The organism is Pseudomonas sp. Teo4 (assembly GCF_034387475.1).
Lineage (GTDB): Bacteria > Pseudomonadota > Gammaproteobacteria > Pseudomonadales > Pseudomonadaceae > Aquipseudomonas.
In genome coordinates, this window is sequence record NZ_JAXCIL010000001.1 from 3,540,335 (window position 1) to 3,557,483 (window position 17,149).

The 17,149-nt window shown below is 61.5% G+C and carries 16 protein-coding genes, 1 tRNA gene and 1 pseudogene; 6 read left to right on the forward strand and 12 right to left on the reverse strand.

What is annotated here, in order from left to right:
* Positions 1-18: 18 nt before the first annotated feature.
* Entirely contained in the window at positions 19-258 is a 240-nt protein-coding gene (locus PspTeo4_RS15960; protein WP_322364704.1) for a sulfurtransferase TusA family protein, read from the reverse strand.
* Positions 259-367: 109 nt separating this feature from the next.
* Between PspTeo4_RS15960 and PspTeo4_RS15965 the strand changes: the two genes are divergently transcribed.
* The gene (locus PspTeo4_RS15965; RefSeq protein WP_322364705.1) at positions 368-1,804 is read left to right on the forward strand and encodes a M48 family metalloprotease; all 1,437 of its coding nucleotides are present in this window, start codon (positions 368-370) and stop codon (positions 1,802-1,804) included.
* Positions 1,805-1,910: 106 nt separating this feature from the next.
* Here PspTeo4_RS15965 and nadA read toward each other — a convergent pair whose 3' ends face one another.
* Both nadA and PspTeo4_RS15975 read right to left on the reverse strand, forming a co-directional pair.
* Positions 1,911-2,969 (reverse strand): quinolinate synthase NadA, encoded by a 1,059-nt coding sequence (gene nadA / locus PspTeo4_RS15970; protein WP_322364706.1) that lies wholly within the window; start codon positions 2,967-2,969, stop codon positions 1,911-1,913.
* 306 nt (positions 2,970-3,275) lie between these two features.
* Positions 3,276-4,784: a YdgA family protein gene (locus PspTeo4_RS15975; RefSeq protein WP_322364707.1), complete on the reverse strand. Its 1,509-nt coding sequence runs from the start codon at positions 4,782-4,784 to the stop codon at positions 3,276-3,278.
* Positions 4,785-5,336: 552 nt separating this feature from the next.
* On the opposite strand from PspTeo4_RS15975, the gene PspTeo4_RS15980 reads away from it, so the two are divergent.
* The 4 genes and pseudogenes from PspTeo4_RS15980 to PspTeo4_RS15990 all read left to right on the forward strand — a co-directional run bounded on the left by PspTeo4_RS15980 (position 5,337) and on the right by PspTeo4_RS15990 (position 9,886).
* Positions 5,337-6,689: an APC family permease gene (locus PspTeo4_RS15980; RefSeq protein ID WP_322364708.1), complete on the forward strand. Its 1,353-nt coding sequence runs from the start codon at positions 5,337-5,339 to the stop codon at positions 6,687-6,689.
* Positions 6,690-6,974: 285 nt separating this feature from the next.
* Positions 6,975-7,964 (forward strand): annotated as a pseudogene (locus tag PspTeo4_RS29970) (HAMP domain-containing protein); the annotation flags it as partial.
* Between the two features lie 102 nt (positions 7,965-8,066).
* Positions 8,067-8,822 (forward strand): methyl-accepting chemotaxis protein, encoded by a 756-nt coding sequence (locus PspTeo4_RS29975; protein ID WP_416196958.1) that lies wholly within the window; start codon positions 8,067-8,069, stop codon positions 8,820-8,822.
* Positions 8,823-8,926: 104 nt separating this feature from the next.
* Positions 8,927-9,886: a cation diffusion facilitator family transporter gene (locus PspTeo4_RS15990; protein ID WP_322364710.1), complete on the forward strand. Its 960-nt coding sequence runs from the start codon at positions 8,927-8,929 to the stop codon at positions 9,884-9,886.
* Between the two features lie 115 nt (positions 9,887-10,001).
* On the opposite strand, the gene PspTeo4_RS15995 is transcribed toward PspTeo4_RS15990, so the two are convergent.
* The 3 genes from PspTeo4_RS15995 to queE all read right to left on the reverse strand — a co-directional run bounded on the left by PspTeo4_RS15995 (position 10,002) and on the right by queE (position 11,479).
* Positions 10,002-10,077, reverse strand: a tRNA-Lys gene (locus PspTeo4_RS15995).
* A gap of 61 nt (positions 10,078-10,138) precedes the next feature.
* Positions 10,139-10,813, reverse strand: coding sequence for a 7-cyano-7-deazaguanine synthase QueC (gene queC / locus PspTeo4_RS16000; protein ID WP_322364711.1), 675 nt, complete (start codon positions 10,811-10,813; stop codon positions 10,139-10,141).
* Positions 10,814-10,831: 18 nt separating this feature from the next.
* Positions 10,832-11,479: a 7-carboxy-7-deazaguanine synthase QueE gene (queE, locus tag PspTeo4_RS16005; protein ID WP_322364712.1), complete on the reverse strand. Its 648-nt coding sequence runs from the start codon at positions 11,477-11,479 to the stop codon at positions 10,832-10,834.
* A 275-nt stretch (positions 11,480-11,754) separates the two neighbouring features.
* On the opposite strand from queE, the gene PspTeo4_RS16010 reads away from it, so the two are divergent.
* The gene (locus PspTeo4_RS16010; RefSeq protein ID WP_322364713.1) at positions 11,755-12,240 is read left to right on the forward strand and encodes a hypothetical protein; all 486 of its coding nucleotides are present in this window, start codon (positions 11,755-11,757) and stop codon (positions 12,238-12,240) included.
* Positions 12,241-12,266: 26 nt separating this feature from the next.
* Here PspTeo4_RS16010 and PspTeo4_RS16015 read toward each other — a convergent pair whose 3' ends face one another.
* From PspTeo4_RS16015 to PspTeo4_RS16040, 6 genes are all read right to left on the reverse strand, one after another.
* Entirely contained in the window at positions 12,267-13,265 is a 999-nt protein-coding gene (locus PspTeo4_RS16015) for a hypothetical protein (RefSeq protein ID WP_322364715.1), read from the reverse strand.
* A 335-nt stretch (positions 13,266-13,600) separates the two neighbouring features.
* Complete coding sequence (locus tag PspTeo4_RS16020) at positions 13,601-13,909, reverse strand: hypothetical protein (protein WP_099593803.1); 309 nt, start codon at positions 13,907-13,909, stop codon at positions 13,601-13,603.
* 224 nt (positions 13,910-14,133) lie between these two features.
* A complete protein-coding gene (locus tag PspTeo4_RS16025; RefSeq protein WP_322364716.1) occupies positions 14,134-14,949 on the reverse strand; it encodes a hypothetical protein in 816 nt (271 codons plus the stop codon).
* 32 nt (positions 14,950-14,981) lie between these two features.
* Positions 14,982-15,314 carry a hypothetical protein gene (locus PspTeo4_RS16030; RefSeq protein WP_099593807.1) on the reverse strand — a complete coding sequence of 111 codons (333 nt, stop codon included), beginning with the start codon at positions 15,312-15,314 and terminating at the stop codon, positions 14,982-14,984.
* Entirely contained in the window at positions 15,314-15,661 is a 348-nt protein-coding gene (locus tag PspTeo4_RS16035) for a hypothetical protein (RefSeq protein WP_023381902.1), read from the reverse strand. The genes PspTeo4_RS16030 and PspTeo4_RS16035 overlap by 1 nt, the downstream gene beginning before the upstream one ends.
* A gap of 549 nt (positions 15,662-16,210) precedes the next feature.
* Positions 16,211-16,837, reverse strand: a complete 627-nt coding sequence (locus tag PspTeo4_RS16040; protein ID WP_023381903.1) for a recombinase family protein — start codon at positions 16,835-16,837, stop codon at positions 16,211-16,213.
* Between the last annotated feature and the right edge of the window lie 312 nt (positions 16,838-17,149).

Here is a 17,149-nt window from a genome sequence, read left to right on the forward strand (position 1 = left end):
GACGATCCTTGGAAGAACTCAGGCCTTTTTCAGCCAGTAGGTATAAGTACCGGCTTCGGCCGTTTCACGTAGCAGCGTATGACCGGCCAACTGCGCGAAAGTGCGAAAGTCGCGCTGGGAACCTGCATCGGTGGCAATCACCTTGAGCACCGCACCGCTGGCCAGCCGATTGAGCTCCATCTTGGCCTTGAGCAGCGGCAGAGGGCAGTTCAGCCCACTGGCGTCCAGTTCGGCGTCACAGGTTAAGGTGTCACTCATCGCAGGCGTCTCCAAGGCTTTGTCAGGCAGGTTGGCTAGGATACCGCCACTGGTCGCCAACGTGTGAGCGGGCTACAGTAGGGGCTTTGATCCGACGCGAGCTTCGTGCATGAATCTACTGCGCCCTACCCTGCTGACGCTGGCCTGCCTGATGGCCCTCCCCGGCCATGCCGACGACCTGCCGTCACTGGGCGACGCCAGTTCCGCAATCGTCTCGCCGCAGCAGGAGCACCAGCTTGGCCGGGCCTGGCTGAGCCTGCTGCGCGGCAACGTCAACCAGCTGAACGACCCGCAACTCAAGGACTACGTCGAAACCAGCGTGTACCGCCTGGCCGAGACCAGCCAACTGCAGGACCGGCGCCTCGAGTTCATCCTCATCGATAGCCGCGAGCTCAACGCCTTCGCGGCCCCTGGCGGCATTGTCGGGGTCAACGGTGGGCTGTTCCTCAACGCCCAGAGCGAAGGCGAGTATGCCTCGGTACTGGCGCACGAACTGGCGCACTTGTCCCAGCGCCACTTTGCCCGTGGCGTCGAAGCCCAGCAGCGCATGCAGCTGCCGATGATGGCTGCGCTGCTGGCCGGTATCGTGCTGGCTGCAGGTGGCGGCGGCGATGCCGGTATCGGCGTGATTGCCGGCACCCAGGCAGCGGCCATCCAGGAGCAGCGGCGCTTCTCGCGACAGAACGAGCAGGAAGCCGACCGCATTGGTATCCAGAACCTTGAGAAGGCAGGCTATGACCCGCGCAACATGCCTTCGATGTTCGAGCGCCTGGCGCGTCAGTACCGCTACGACGCCAAGCCACCAGAATTCCTCCTGACTCACCCGGTGACCGAGTCGCGTATCGCCGACACCCGCAACCGCGCCGAGCAGGCGCCCAAAGGCGGCGTGGAAGACAGCCTGCGCTACCAGCTGATCCGCGCCCGGGTGGCGTTGACCTATGAGGGCACACCGGGCCTGGCGGCCAAGCGTTTCCGCGCCCAGCTCGACGAAAACCCGAACATGGACGCCGCCCGCTACGGCCTGGCCTTGGCCCAGATCAAAGGTGGCCAGCTCAACGAAGCGCGGGAAAACCTCAAGCCACTGCTGGCCAAGGCGCCCAACGACATCACCTACAACCTGGCGCAGATCGACCTGGACATCACCAACAACCGCCTGGCCGATGCCATGCAGCGGGTGGAGCGGATGCGCGGCCTGTACCCAGGCAATTACCCGTTGAAACAGGTACGCGCCGATCTGCTGGTCAAGCAAGGCAAGCCGGCCGAGGCGGAGAAGGTATTGGATGATCTGCTCAAAAGCCGCCCGGATGACCCAGACGTGTGGTACGACGTGGCCGAAGTGCGCGGCTTGTCTGGCAATACCATTGGCTTGCATCGGGCCCGTGCCGAGTATTTCACCCTGGTGGGCGATTTCGACCAGGCCATTCAGCAGCTCGATTACGCCAAGCGCCGCGCAGGTAGCAACTTCCCGTTGGCGTCGCAGATTGACCAGCGCCAGCGCGAGGTGATGGAGCAGCAGCGGATGGTCAAGGACATGATGGGGCGTTAAAGGGGGCTGCTATGCAGCCCATCGCCGGCAAGCCGGTTCCTACAGGTATTGCAGCCCTTCAGGGCTAGACGGCACCTGTGGGAGCCGGCTTGCCGGCGATTGTCCCTCAGGCGTTACCGGACAGCTTCAGACGCGCCGCTTGAGTGAAGTCCAGCATCCGGTTCAGCGGCTTGATCGCCTTTGGCACCAGCGCCGGGTCCACGAAGATTTCATTGCTGCCGTTGCGCAGACAGTCCAGCACCCGCTCCAGGGTGTTCATGGCCATCCACGGGCAATGCGCGCAGCTACGGCACGCGGCACCGTTACCGGCGGTGGGCGCTTCGACGAACTCTTTGTCCGGGCACAGCTGCTTCATCTTGTAGAAGATGCCGCGGTCGGTGGCGACGATGAAGGTCTTGTTCGGCAGGGTCTGCGCAGCCTTGATCAACTGGCTGGTGGAGCCCACCGCATCGGCCAGCTCGATCACCGACTCCGGCGATTCCGGGTGAACCAGAATGGCGGCGTCCGGGTACAACGCCTTCATGTCGGCCAGCTGACGCGACTTGAACTCTTCGTGGACGATGCAGGCACCGTCCCACAGCAGCATGTCGGCACCGGTCTGCTTCTGGATGTACCGCCCCAGATGCTGGTCCGGCCCCCAGATGATGGTTTCACCGTTGTCCATCAGGCTTTCGACGATTTCCAGCGCACAGCTGGACGTCACCACCCAGTCGGCACGCGCCTTCACGGCGGCGGAGGTGTTAGCGTACACCACCACGGTGCGCTCGGGGTGCTGGTCGCAAAAGGCGGAGAATTCCTCAACCGGGCAACCCAGGTCGAGCGAGCAGGTCGCTTCCAGGGTCGGCATCAGCACGCGCTTTTCCGGCGTGAGGATCTTGGCCGTCTCGCCCATGAAGCGCACGCCAGCGACAATCACGGTTTCGGCCGGATGGTTCTTGCCAAAGCGGGCCATTTCCAGGGAGTCGGACACGCAGCCACCGGTCTCTTCGGCCAGCGCCTGGATGACCGGGTCGCAGTAGTAATGGGCAACCAGAACAGCGTTCTGGGCCTTGAGCTCGGCAGCGATGGCCGCACGGTATTCGGCCTCCTGCTCGGCTGTCAGCGGGTTGGGCTGCTTGGCGTCAAGATGGGCCTGAACCAACAGGCGTTCGGAAATCTGGGTCATGATCGCTGGACCTGCAGGCGCGCATGCGCGTCATATCGAGTGTATCACCCGGCCCTGACAGATCGGCTAGGGGTGCCGGACGGCTGGCATGCCGCCACGGCCCTCTGCGGGCGCGGATTATTATCGGACGCCGAAGGCTACAGACAATCAAGGGAATTCAAAAGCGGTTTTTGTGTTACCTGCACTGGCATATCGCAGGCTGCGCCAGCTCCCACGGGGTTACCACAGCCCTGAAGCACTGTAGGTAATCCGTGGGAGCTGGCGAAGCCTGCGATGAGGCCGGCAGCAATAACCCAGTGAGAGGGTTCAGCCCTGAGGCTGCATCGCCGCGAAGTGCGCTGCCAGAATCATGGCGAACTCTTCAACGGTCATCTTCTTGCCGTTGAAGTCGACCATGCCATCGGCGTAGTGCAGGCTCGACACCACGTCGGTCCCTTGCACAGTGGCCATGCCGCTCTCCAGTGCCATCATGCCCAGCATTTCGCCGGCCTGACTGGACTGCATGGCGATGGCCTGGGCGTCGGTCTGGCCGTCGAGCAGCGCCTGCAGGGTAGCCAGGTCACCGACCATCGGCTTGGACAGCGACAGTTTGCTCTTCACCTCGGTAATCAACTGCTTGCCCAACTGGTCGGGCGGCAGGTCGAACGAGGCCGGCTTGGCGAAATCCATCGACAGGCTGAAACGGCTCTCGCCATTGGCGGTCTTGAACGACAGGTTCTCCAGGGCCACCTGTGGCTTGGAAGCCAGCAACTGCTGCACATCGCCCTGGAACTTGGCCTTTTCCGCCTCGTCCATCTCAATCACCGGCAGCGCCTGGCCGGCAGCCGCCGCCTGCTGGAATTCAGGCATGTGCGCCTGGTACCACTTCGACAGCGCCTGCATGGCCGGGGCATTGAACGACTTTAGGCTGACCGCCATTTGCGCGCTGCCTACCGCACGGCCATCCCAGGTGATGTCCTGCAGCTTGTAGTCGACGCGCCCACCGATGGTGTCCGGGCCATCCAGGGCCTGCACGGCTTTCTGTTCAAAGCCCTTGAGCAGCAACACTTGCTGTTTCGGCCCCAAGGTAGCCTTGGCTTCGGCCAGCAACATATCGAAATTGCCGACGTAGATCGCGTCGTGCTCAGTGGCCGCAAGGTTGCCATCGACGGTCAGGCCCTTGAGTTCGAACGTGGCGGGCGGGTGATCGTCGCCTACCAGCTTCATCTCGAAACGCTCGGCAGTGCCGTGGAACTTCGATGCCTTGCCTTCCTGGTCACCACTGATCGCCAGGCGCATGCCGGAGAAATCCAGGGTGGAGCCGTTTTCTTCAGTCACTTTGACCGGTGCCAGGAGGATGTCGCCCTGCACACTGCCGTCAAAGCCGATGCTGGTTTGCGAGGTCAGGGGCGCTTTGTCCCCCGCCGCGGCGTACCAGGCCTCGGTAAAATCGTCTTTGTCCAGCGCACTGTTGCTGGCCGCCATGACTGGCAGCAGCTTGAACGCTTTTACCCGCGACCATGGAAACGGGCCATGCTCGATATGGTCGGTGACGCCCAGCTCGAAATTGACGGTCTCGCCATTGGAGAGGTGAATATCCTTGGCCTTGACGCGATAGTGCGCGGTGCTGCTGAAAAAGTGCTGCTCAAGCGAGGCCACTTCGACAGTCATGCTACCACCTAGGCCAATCAGGGCTTTTTGCACCTGTACGTTGGCCCGTTCGACGGAGCGCTCCAGCTCCGCTGGCAATTGCTTGCCGGTGTACCAGGCGCCTGCGGTGGTTGCGACGGCGATGGCGATAGCCAGGCCGGAAAGAATGCCTACTGATTTCTTCATGAATAGAACCGATTGATGTCCATATGGGCGTGCACGCAACCAAGCGCCGCGTGGCTGCGAAAGAATATCACCGCCACCCTCCCGTGGTGATGGCCAAGCGGGAGAAATCCCGTTTTTAGGAAACGCCTGACTGCGAAAATAGCAACGTCCTATTCGTCAATTTTTTCGAACATCGCAATTGATCAAAACCGCAAAAAAACGCGCAAAAAGCGAACAAACAGGGCTTTTGATCGATAAATATTTCAATTTCGTAACATCTTGTCATGTTTAACTTGACACCCACCCCGCCCATCGTTTTTTATTTTTCCCACCTTGCCCAGCGCCCGATCCACCAAGAAGAAAAGTCGCGCCGTGATCATGCCTTTCCGCACCAACCCGCACGCACCACCGTCCTAGCTCCAGGACTCGCCACACCCGACACCGGCGCCCGTCCGCGCCTATTCCTGCTCCACACAATAAAGGTGAACAACATGGAGCCCACCCGCTCGCCCTTGCCGCACGCGCAGCACGCCACGCCCGCCGTCCACGCTCAGCCGCAGGAGCCATGCCAGCATGCAGACTGACCACAGCGCCTCCGGCAGCCACCAGTTCCGCAAGTCCCTGCGTCTCTGGCACGTCGTGATCATCGGCCTCGCCTACCTGACGCCGATGACCGTATTCGACACCTTCGGCATCGTCTCGGGCATTACCTCCGGGCATGTACCTAGCGCCTACCTCCTCGCCTTGTTGGGCGTGCTGTTCACCGCCGTCAGCTACGGAACCCTGGTAAAACGCTTCCCACAATCGGGCTCGGCGTACACCTACACCCAACGCGCCATCAACCCACACGTGGGCTTCCTGGTGGGCTGGTCGTCGCTGCTGGACTACCTGCTGCTGCCCATGGTCAATGCCTTGCTGGCCAAGCTGTACCTGTCGGCGATGTTCCCCGAGGTACCGGAATGGATGTGGGTGGCGGGCTTCGTCAGCCTGATCAGCCTGATCAACATGCGCAGCATCAACCTGGTAGCGCACTTCAACCTGCTGTTCGTGTTGGTGCAACTGGCGATCATGTCGGTGTTCGTCTACCTCTGCGTGCGCGGCTTGAATCAGGGCGAAGGCGTGGGCACCGTCTGGAGCCTGACACCGTTCACCGACCCTCAGACTCAGTTCAGCGCCCTGGCGGCCGGCGCGACCATCCTGTGCTTCTCGTTCCTGGGCTTCGACGCGGTTACTTGCCTGTCCGAAGAAACCAAAGAGCCTGGCAAGATCATCCCTCGGGCGATCTTCCTTACCGCGCTGATTGGTGGCGTGGTGTTCATCTCCGTTTCGTACTTCATGCAAGCTTATTTCCCGAGCAATGCGCGCTTCCATGACCCGGAAGCGGCCCTGCCGGAAATTGCCCTGTATGTCGGCGGCAAGCTGTTCCAGTCGATCTTCATCGCCTGCACCGTGATCAACACCATCGCCTCGGGCCTGGCCTCGCAGACCAGCGTATCGCGCCTGCTGTACGTCATGGGCCGCGACAACGTGATCCCGAGCAGCGTGTTCGCCCGCCTGCACCCACGCTACAAGACCCCGGTGGTCAACATTGCCGTGGTTGGCCTGATCTCGCTGTCGGCGATCTTCTTCGACCTGGTCACCGCGACGTCGATCATCAACTTCGGCGCCCTGGTCGCGTTCAGCTTCGTCAACCTGTCGGTGATCAGCCACTGCTACCTGCGCGAAGGCAACCGCCAGGGGCTGGCGAACCAGATGAAGTACCTGGTCATGCCAACCATCGGCTTCTGCATCATCGCCAAGCTCTGGCTCGACCTGAACGGGCATTCGCTCCTGTTCGGCGGCATCTGGGCGTTGCTCGGCCTGCTGCACCTGGCCTGGCTGACCAAGGCCTTCCGGGTTGCGCCACCGAACTACATCGCTGAATGACGCTTGCCACCGACAACGCCCGCGCCTGACCGCGGGCGTTGCCATTGAACGAAAAGGAAAGCACCCATGCCGCTGCGCCGCCTCTCCATCCAGTGGAAGATCACCCTGCTCGCCGGCCTGTGTTTGCTGGCAGTCGTCGCCCTGCTGGTCTCGACCTCGCTGACCCAAGCCCGACGCAGCGCGGCGCTGGTCAACCAGGCCAATACCGAGCTGCTGGACCACAGTGCGCGCCTGCGCCTGCAGGCCCACGCCGAGACCCAGGCCTTGCGCATCCAGCGCTACTTCATGGACGCCTACCAGTACGGCAATGGCTTCGCCCGCCTGGTGCAGGCGCTCAAGGCACGAGGGGACGCCGACCTGCGCGCCAGCCTCACCCAGCATGCCAAAACCGCACTGGCGGCAAACCCCGATCTGTTCGGCCTGTACCTGGTGTTCCTGCCCAATGCCTTGGATAACCAGGACGGCCAGCACATCGCGCGCAGCAGCGAAGGCAGCAACGAATCCGGTCGATTCTCGCTGTACTGGTCGCAGCCACGCCCAGGCGCCCTGGAACTGGAGGCCATGCCGGAGTCGATGCTGGCAGACACCACGCTGGGCGTCGCCGGCTTCCCCAGCAACCGCTGGCTGACCTGCCCCCTGGAAACAGCCAAGCCCTGCGTGCTCGACCCCTACTTCGACGAGGTCAACGGCCGCCAGGTGCTGATGACCAGTATCGCCCTGCCGCTACTGGAAAACGGCAAGGTGGTCGGCGTGGTCGGCGTGGACATCGGTCTGGACAACCTTCAGCAACTGGCCCTCGATGGCCGCAAGGAGCTGTTTGACGGCCAAGGCCAGGTCAGCATCGTCAGCCCGGCCGGCCTGCAAGCTGGTAACAGCCGCGACAGCAGCCAGCTTTCCAAACCCTTGAGCCAGACGCCTGCCGACGGCCTGCTGCGGATTGCCCGAAGCTTTGCCCCCATCCCCAACGCGGCGCCTTGGCAGGTCATGCTGGAGCTGCCCGAGGCGGTACTGCAAGCACCGGCAGTGGACCTGAATCAGCGCCTGGACGGGCACAACCAAAGCGCCAACCTCACCAGCCTGCTGATCGGCCTGGGCGCTGCTGTGGTCGGCCTGCTGTTGGTGTGGCTGACCGCCCGCGGCGTTACCCGGCCGATTCTGGCCGTGGCGGCGCGCCTTGAGGACATCGCCAGCGGCGAAGGCGACCTGACCCGTCGCCTGGACTATGCCCGTCAGGACGAACTGGGCCAGCTTACCGGCTGGTTCAACCGCTTCCTCGACAAGCTTCAACCGGTGATCGCTCAGGTCAAGGGCTCGCTGCAAGAGGCTCGCGGCACTGCCGACCAGTCTGCCGCCATTGCCAGCCAGACCAGTGACGGCATGCAACAGCAACAGCGGGAAATCGAGCAGGTAGCCACCGCCGCCAACGAGATGAGCGCCACCGCGCAGGACGTTGCCCATAACGCCGCCCAGGCGGCGCAAGCGGCACGGGGCGCCGACCAGGCCAGCCGTGAAGGCCTGCAACTGATTGCCAGCACGCGTCAGACCATCGACCAGCTGGCCGCCGACATGGACGCGGCGATGCACGAAGCGCGCACCCTGGAGAGCCGTAGCGAGCAGATCGGGTCGGTGCTGGAGGTGATCCGCGCCATTGCCGAGCAGACCAACCTGCTGGCACTCAACGCAGCCATCGAAGCAGCCCGCGCGGGTGAAGCCGGCCGCGGCTTTGCGGTGGTGGCTGACGAAGTGCGCAGCCTGGCGCAACGCACCCAGGTGTCGGTGGAAGAGATCCGCCAGGTGATCGAAGGCCTGCAGCAAGGCACCCAGGATGTGGTGGGTGCCATGCACGAAGGCCAGCGCCAGGCCAAGGACAGCGCCACGCGCATGGAGCAGGCGCTACCGGCGCTGCAGCGCATTGGTGAAGCGGTGGCCGTGATCAGCGACATGAACCTGCAGATCGCTTCGGCCGCCGAGGAGCAAAGCGCGGTGGCTGAAGAGGTGAACCGTAACGTTGCGGGTATTCGCGACGTTACCGAGTCGTTGTCGGGTCAGGCCGACGAGTCGGCACGGATCAGCCAGGCGCTGAACCGGCTGGCCAACCAGCAGCAGGCGCTGATGGAACAATTTCGCGTTTGATCAATACTGGCCCTATCGCCGGCAAGCCGGCTCCCACAGGTGCAGCGCTGTACCTGTGGGAGCCGGCTTGCCGGCGATAGGGCCATCACAGTCGAGCTCAACTCATGGAAACACCCAACAAAACCCCATTCTTCGACCTGGCCAGTGAACAGGGCCTGCTGCGCGCCTCGATCGCCGTCACCCTGTTCATCGCCACCATCGGCATCGCTTTCGGTGTGGCCTCAGGCTCGTTCTCGATCGTCTTCGACGGTGTCTATTCGCTGGTCGACGCCAGCATGAGCGGACTGTCACTGGTGGTGGTCAAGTTGATCACCTCGCACACCACCTCACTGAACATGTCGCGCAAGCTGCGCGAGCGCTTCACCATGGGCTTCTGGCACCTGGAGCCCATGGTGCTGGCGCTCAATGGCATTCTGCTGTGCAGCGTGGCGATCTATGCGTTGATCAACGCCGTGCTCAGCCTGCTCGAGGGCGGGCGCCACCTGGAGTTCGGCATCGCGATCGTCTACGCGCTGGTCACCGTGGCTGCCTGCGTGGCCATCGCCGTGATCGAGTCCCGCGCCAACCGCAAGCTGGGTTCGGACTTCGTGCGCATGGATGTCAAAGGCTGGATCATGTCAGCCAGCATCACTGCGGCGCTGCTGATCGCCTTCTGCTTCGGTTACGCCGTGCAGGGCACGGCCTGGGAGTGGATGTCGCCCTACATCGACCCGGCAGTGCTGGGCCTGGTCTGCCTGGTGATCATTCCGCTGCCTGTGTCGGTGATACGCCAGGCCTTCGCCGAAATTTTCCTGGTTACGCCAAGCGACCTGAAGCTGCATGTCGATGAGGTGGCCAAGAACTTCGTTGCCCTTCATGGGCTGCAGTCCTACCGCGCCTACGTCGCCAAGGTCGGCCGCTCACGCGAAATCGAACTGTTCTTCATCGTGCCGCCGGGCATGGCTGCGAAAACCATTGCCGAGTGGGATGCGTGGCGCGACGAGGTGGGCAATGCCATAGGCGGCGAAGGGCCGGATCGCTGGCTGACGGTAGTGTTTACCGGGGACAAGGAGTGGGCGGAATAACGGGCCGCCTTGCACCCAATCGTCGGCATGCTGCTGGCGATTTGGCCGGAAAATTCAACGGTAAAACGACAAAGCCCGCGACCATTTCTGATCGCGGGCTTTGACTTACTGCATATGGTGGGTCGTGTAGGATTCGAACCTACGACCAATTGGTTAAAAGCCAACTGCTCTACCAACTGAGCTAACGACCCGTTGGATGGCGCGTATAATACTGATTTCTAACGAGAAATCAACACCCCATCGCAAAAAACTTTAAAAATATCGAGTCGGATCCTGTACACCGGCCGACTTGAAGCCTTCGGCACGCAGACGGCAGCTATCACACTTGCCACAGGCACGGCCCTCATCGTCAGCCTGATAGCAGGAAACGGTCAGGCTGTAATCCACGCCACGGGCGATACCCGCCTGGACGATCTGCGCCTTGCTCATGTTCTGCAGCGGCGCCTGGATGCGGAAGCCCTGCCCCTCTACGCCCGCCTTGGTGGCGAGGTTGGCCATGCGCTCGAACGCCTCGACGAACTCGGGACGGCAATCGGGATAGCCGGAATAGTCCACGGCGTTCACACCGATAAAGATATCGCGGGCTTCCAGCACTTCGGCCCAACCCAGCGCCAAGGACAGGAACACCGTGTTGCGTGCCGGTACATAAGTCACCGGAATGCCCTCACCTGGCGTTTCCGGCACATCGATGCTGCTGTCGGTCAGGGCCGAACCACCGATACCGTCAAGGTTGAGGCCGATCACCTTGTGCTCGACCACACCCAGGTCACGCGCCACTCGCGCAGCGGCATTCAGCTCGGCACGATGGCGCTGACCGTAGTCGAAGCTCATGGTATAGCAGCTGTAGCCTTGGGCCTTGGCCATGGCGACCACCGTGGCCGAATCCAGGCCACCGGACAGCAGAATTACCGCGCGTTTCTCAGTCATGTACTGCTACTCCTTCAATCAACGTCCGGGTTCGTCGTTCCACAGCAGCTTGTGTAGCTGCATCTGGAAACGCACGGGCAGGTTGTCGGCGACGATCCAATCCGCCAGGTCGGTGGCGCTCACCTGATGATGGCTTGGCGAGAACAGCACTTCACCCGCACGCTCGGCAAGGTTGTACTGGATCAGCTTCGACACTGCCCAGTCGTAGTCCTCGCGGGAACAGATGACGAACTTGACCTGGTCGTTGCGGGTCAGTTGCTCGATGTTCTCGTAGCGGTTGCGGTGAGACTCCTCGGAGCCTGGGGTCTTGAGGTCGACAACCCGGCTGACGCGGGTATCGGTGCCAGCGATGTCCAGGGCACCACTGGTCTCCAAGGAGACCTCATAGCCGGCATCGCACAGGCGCTGCAGCAGCGGCAAGGCGTTTGGCTGGGCCAATGGCTCGCCACCGGTTACACATACGTAACGCGGCTTGAAACCGGCCACCTGCTCAAGAATGTCGTCAAGGGTGCGGACAGTGCCACCACTGAAAGCATAGGCACTGTCGCAGTACTGACAGCGCAGGGGGCAACCGGTGAGGCGCACGAATACCGTGGGCAGCCCAGCCGTTCGCGTTTCACCCTGCAACGAGTAAAAGACTTCGGTGATGCGTAATGTGTCTTGCATGATCGCCACGGGCGTGACAGCTAAACAGGCTGTCCGCCTCCGTCAGGCACTGACGCGGACTCGACATGGCGTTATCCGCAGCAGCGTGTTTACGAAAAAAGGGCAGTGATTCTAACGAAGAACCGGGCAATTAGTCCAGAAGCCTTGATTTTATTGGGCTTGAGCCGTTTGTCAGTTCGTCGCGGCACGTCCGGTGCACAGGGCTTGTGCCCCTTGATAGCAGATAGCCGCTATGGTTTGATCAGGCCCCGACCTTACAACGCATGGGACGCACAATGAGCAAGGCAGAAGAACTGGCGAAAGCAATGCAGGCGAAGCAGACGCAAGCAGTCGATCAAGAGCAACAGGTAAAGACCTCCATCGCACGCTGGATCACCGATGTGCAGGAACTGCTCCTTGATATCGAGCGCTGGATTGATCCGCTGGCAAAGGCCGGTCTTAAGGTAACACGGCAGATGACGCATAAAAGTGAGTCACCACTTGATAAGCCGGTTAGTTACAACATTGAACGAATTCAACTGCAGTTCAACGGTAAGACAATCACCTTTGATCCCATGGCCAGATTCATCTTCGGCGGCAAGGGTCGAATCGACATTAGGGCCGACAAACAAGAGCTTATCCTGATCCGCTCCGCATCTGATGACACGGAAGACCAATGGGGCATCTGGTCAAAACCGGTACGCGGCGCAGTACGTCCCGATGTGATTCCTTTTGATGAGGACTACGTGCTCGACCTGATCCAAAAGACATTCAATCTATGATCAAGGGCGCCGATGGCGCCCATTCATTATCTGATGGAATCAGCATAAGCATTGAGCCCACCGCCGTGCACGACGCGGCGGCTCCGGTCCAGAGAGCTGTTGCCCACGGCAGCCTCCTGGAATCGGTGTGGCGTCCGGGCCAGGCGCTCGCTCACTTCACCCTGCAACTGCTCCAGGGCATCCGGGCTCAGTGCCACGAGTACACTGTGCGGCAGGACAACACGGCCCCCTTGGGTTTCGGCCTCACGGTAGAGGACGGCGCCACGGGTGCCCACCTTCACCAGCGACGTACCGGCACGGAATGCCAGGTCAGCGGCGGCCAGGCCAGCGCCAGGCAAGGTGGCCGGGATGATCTCGATCCCCGCCAGCGCTACCAGCACCTCAAGGTCGGTCAGCACCAGTTCAGCGGGATCAACGCCAGCGGCAAGGAGCACCATAAGGCCACGCCCAGCGGCCATGACAGGCAGATCGGCAGCACCAGCGGTGTTCAGCTTCTCGCGGGCTACGAGGTCCAGGGCGGTCGCCGCCATGGTCTTGTTACCAGCGGCAGCGGCATCCTGCACCAAGTCATCACCGAGGACTTCGCGAACGCTCAGCACGGCCAGCAGGTCGGCCAGCCAGGTCTGGATAGCCTCGGCCTGGCAGGCAGCGTGAGCGTCACTGGAGCGCAGATACTGTTCCTGCTGGCCACGGTATTGCACCATGGCGGAATCGTGGTCCAGGGCGGCGGGCAGGTCAGCCAGTGGCATACCCGAGCGGGCGGCTTGAGCGAGCACAGCACCCAACTCACGGGCTACGTCATCAGCGCCAGTACGCTTGCCTTCGGCTCGGGCCGGATCAATGAAGCGCTCAGCCATACGGCTGAGTCCGGCTTTCACGTCGGCATAGTTGCTGGGGACAGCGGGCGCGGTCAGCTCCGGCACCTCCAGGCGGTCCAGTGTAATGGCCGTGCGCAATGCGCCCAGCAGAGCCTGGGTGCGCGGGGATACGGTTGCGTTGATTACTGGCTTGTTGGTCTTGGTCATTTGTGGTCTCCGGTACGTGTTCGTCTACGTGGTTTGAATCGAGGTCGCTAATGCAGCAGGTCAGGTGTTAATGCCGAGCGAGGAGCCTGGGCGCTGGCGGCGAGTGTTAGCAGCGTTGCCCCCGGCCACCACCTCCAGGGTGTACTGCTCTACCGCTGCGCCGGTTGGGACCGATTGCGCAGCTTCGCGGGCTTGCCTAAGTTGGAAGGCCTGGGCCTGGAGGTCGGCTAGGTCCGCGTCAGTCAAGCCACGTTGCCGCCGGGCCTGGGCCGGTGCCCTGGCAGCTTCTGCCTCGGGTGTTTCCTGTAGCTGTGGGATGCCAAATAGCTGGTGGATCATGCGGCCACCGCTGGCGAGCGCTTCCATCTGCCGCGCTGGTTGATGTCGTTGCCCTCAAGCTGGAGCTGGGCCCGTGTGCAAAGCAGCCAGGCGATTGCCTGGGCCTTCTCCCCGAACGGGAACTCCTTTTGATGCAGCACGCCGTTACGCTGGACGTGGGCAACCCAGCACAAGCGGCGGGTAAGCGACAGGCCGCGTACTTTCTCTTGCGTCATCATGCCGAGGGCGACGGCCAGCGCCTTGTGGTTGAGGGTCATGCTGGCGGTAGGGTCGTCCTTGACGATGCGGTCGTATCTGGTAGCCATAGTGGTTCTCCTTTGGAATGGCGCCCACAGCCGCGCCTGAGCGTCTTTGGCTCATCGGCTGGGCGGTGGGGTAGGTTCTTGGTGGGTGCGCTGGAGCGCGCTGTGCGGGCCTGTGGCGGGCCTTGGTGGGTGGTCAGTTATGAGGCAGTGGCGGGAGTACGGCGGGTACAAAGGAGTACATGTACCCCCCTTAAAACTCGGTTTTGTGTAGAATTAAAAGACTACTAGCAGCCCTTGTTTTGGCGCTTGAGGTACACCTTCACAGTGTTCAACTTCTGGCCCGTGGCTTGTGCAATGGCTGACGGGCCTTGCCCTTCCGAACGCATGCGACGGGCTACGGTATGCCAATGCTCGCCAGCTTCGACAATCTCCAACCGCTTATTGGTTGCGGCCTGCTCGGCCACAAGGCTAGCCGTGGCCTTGGCGACTTCACGGCGTACCTGTTCCGTCAGCTTCTCGGCGTTGATGTAATGCGCCGCTACATTCTTGAGGCAACCGGACAGAGTTCCACGGTGCATGGCTGATACCTCCAATGCCGATTCGTCGATGGTGCGCAGTACCGTGTGCCCGGCCAGGCTTTGCAGCGCCTTAGCATTCTGGCTATCGTTGCGCAGGCTGCGCACCTTGTTGACGTACTCGACGCCCTTGCCTCGGTTGCGCAGATAGCGAGTACCGCTGGGTGCCCTGCCCAGGGCGATATCATCCAAGCCTTCGAGAATGCACAGGTCGGTATCCTTCTGGCTGAGCCAGTGAGCCTTGCGACCATGCTGCCGCGCCAACTCCCGAGCCTCCTCCTTGTGCCGCTGGTGCATCTTGAATCGTTCTTGCTGGAAGGTGTTCTGCGGGGCGGTATACGAGCCGGTTGCCAGGTACAGCGCCTTGACTTGCTCGACAGCGCTTGACAGCGCCTGGCCATCCAAGCCGGGGTTCGCCTGGCGCACGAGGCGCACGGCGTACAGGTAGTCGAAGGGCTGCACGTCTGGCTGTACCTCAGCGCCAGCCTGGCCGCGTTGTTTCAACTCTTCTAGGTTTGTGGTCATGGTTCCTCCAGTCGAAGGCGCCAGGCCGTCGGTCAAGTAGTGGGATCGGTAATGCCGTACTCTGCGAGCAAGGCGGCACGGTCGGCGGGTTCATTTTGTGTTGGGGGTGCAGGGGTTGCAGGCGACGTGCGCTTCTCGGCGAACTGCGCCCGCAGTTTCTCTAGCTCGGCGGCGCTGTCGTCAGCACGGGCAGCCTTTGCCGCTTCGATAAGCTTGAGCAGGGATACGGACGCACTGATGGTCGCCGCATCTACGGGGTAGCCCCCTTCCTTCGCATCCTTGTAGCGTTGTTGAGTACCGTCAATAGTGGACGCCAGTAGCTCCAGGCCCAGCCGGTCAAGGTTGATCTTGCGTGGTCGAGCCATCAGCAGCCCCCGCGCTCATTCAACGCATCAAGCAATCGCGCCTCTGTCCAGGCATGCCGCCCTTGCTGTTCACGGTCCAGCATTCGCCAAGCGTTGAACGCCTGGGAGCCGGGGCAGTATTCGCGGATGTGGGTTCCGGGGAGGTATCGAGCTTGAAGACCGGCACGCCGGATGAGCGCTGCAATGGCATTCATCAGGCTACTACGTGGCACCTCGGGGAACGCCTCGCGGAGCACTGTAGTGGTGATTGGTTTCGGTGCAGGAAGGGCATAGTTAAGCCGCATAAAGCGGATGATTCGGGCAGCCGTGAGCGCTGGCCTGCCCTGCAACTGAGAGCTGTGGGTCATGGTCACTCCAATGGGATCAGGTAACAGTGTGCGTGAAGTCGAAAGCGTTCCCGCCCAGAGATTCAAGGTCTCCAGACAGGTAGTGTTTCGATGTGTACGGGAAGTATTCGGGCAGGCCTGGGTGTACCAGATGCCAGGGAAACTGGGCCGGATAGTCCACGCCCTTGCAGGTCTGCGCAGACAGCGACGGTGTTCGATGCGGGAAGTAAAAAGCACGGCGCCCACTTGGGGTGGCAGGCGCCGCGAATCACGTAGGTGTAACGTACAGCACCGGTCGAGATAGATTGACAGGTGTCTAACTATCTCTGGTGTATGGAACATTTACAAAATCTATCAAAGAACAAAACCTAATAGCCTTATGGAGTTGGTAATATCTGGCGGGCATTTAGCCCAGGAAGGGCCAGTAGAGGCCGCCAGGCGCGAGTCCTGCGCGGATTGGGCCGTGAGTGCAGGACCGCGACAACTGGCCCTGCAGCCGCTCCCAGGGCCTAGAAACGACAACGCCCAGGCTGCATGCCCAGGCGTTGTAGTCATACGGGCGAGGCTGCCTCAGGCGCTGGCTGTGCGCTCCCGCTTGACCCGCTGGACGGTGTTAGTCGAGCAGTCGAGCAGGTCAGCGATACCGCGCACCGACTTGCCGTCGTCCAACAACTGCGTGATTCGGCGGTGCAGGTCGGTATCCACCTGGCGCCCCTTATAAGCACCAGCCGACTTTGCTTTCTCGATGCCCTGCGCCTGCCGACGGCGCCGGTCCTCATAATCCTTTCTGGCGACTGCCGCCAGCATATCCAGCAGCATCGTATTGATAGCCGCCAGCATACGGCCTGTGAAGTCGTCGCCAGCCTTCGCCTGGTGCATCGCTTGATGCGAGGTCGGCAGGTCCAAGGCAACGACAAGCACACCTTTCGCCTGGAGGGTGGCCCGCAGAGCTGCCCAGTCAGCCTCATTCAATCGCGCCAATCGGTCTACCTGCTCGACCAGCAGAATGTCGCCAGGCTCGCTATCTGCCAACAAGCGGAACAGCTCCGGGCGCTGCAACGTGGCGCCGGATTCGTTCTCTACGTAGTAACCCGCAATGCGGTGGCCATGCTGCTGGGCGAACTCTCGCAACTGTTCCTTGGCGCGGCTGGCGTCCTGCTCGGCAGTAGAGGCACGGAGGTAAGCACGAATCATCATGATAGTCGCCCTGTAGCGGTTTGGATGTAGCGACTATATGTGTAGCGTTTAGATACGTCAAACAACAATATCGCTACACCAACACTTGATTGATGAACGGTAGCGCTTGAGGCATACCAATAACGCTACACAAAAAGGCGCAGCCAAAACATCTAGCCGCGCCATGAGGCTTTACTTCTTCTTAGGCGGAGACTTTGGCTTAGGCTTGTCAGTTTCCTTCACCGACTCCCGAGGATTGCGTTTAGCTTTGTCCTCGGTGATGTATTCACCAGTTACCGCATCACGATATCTCGTAGGCATATCAGCTCCTTG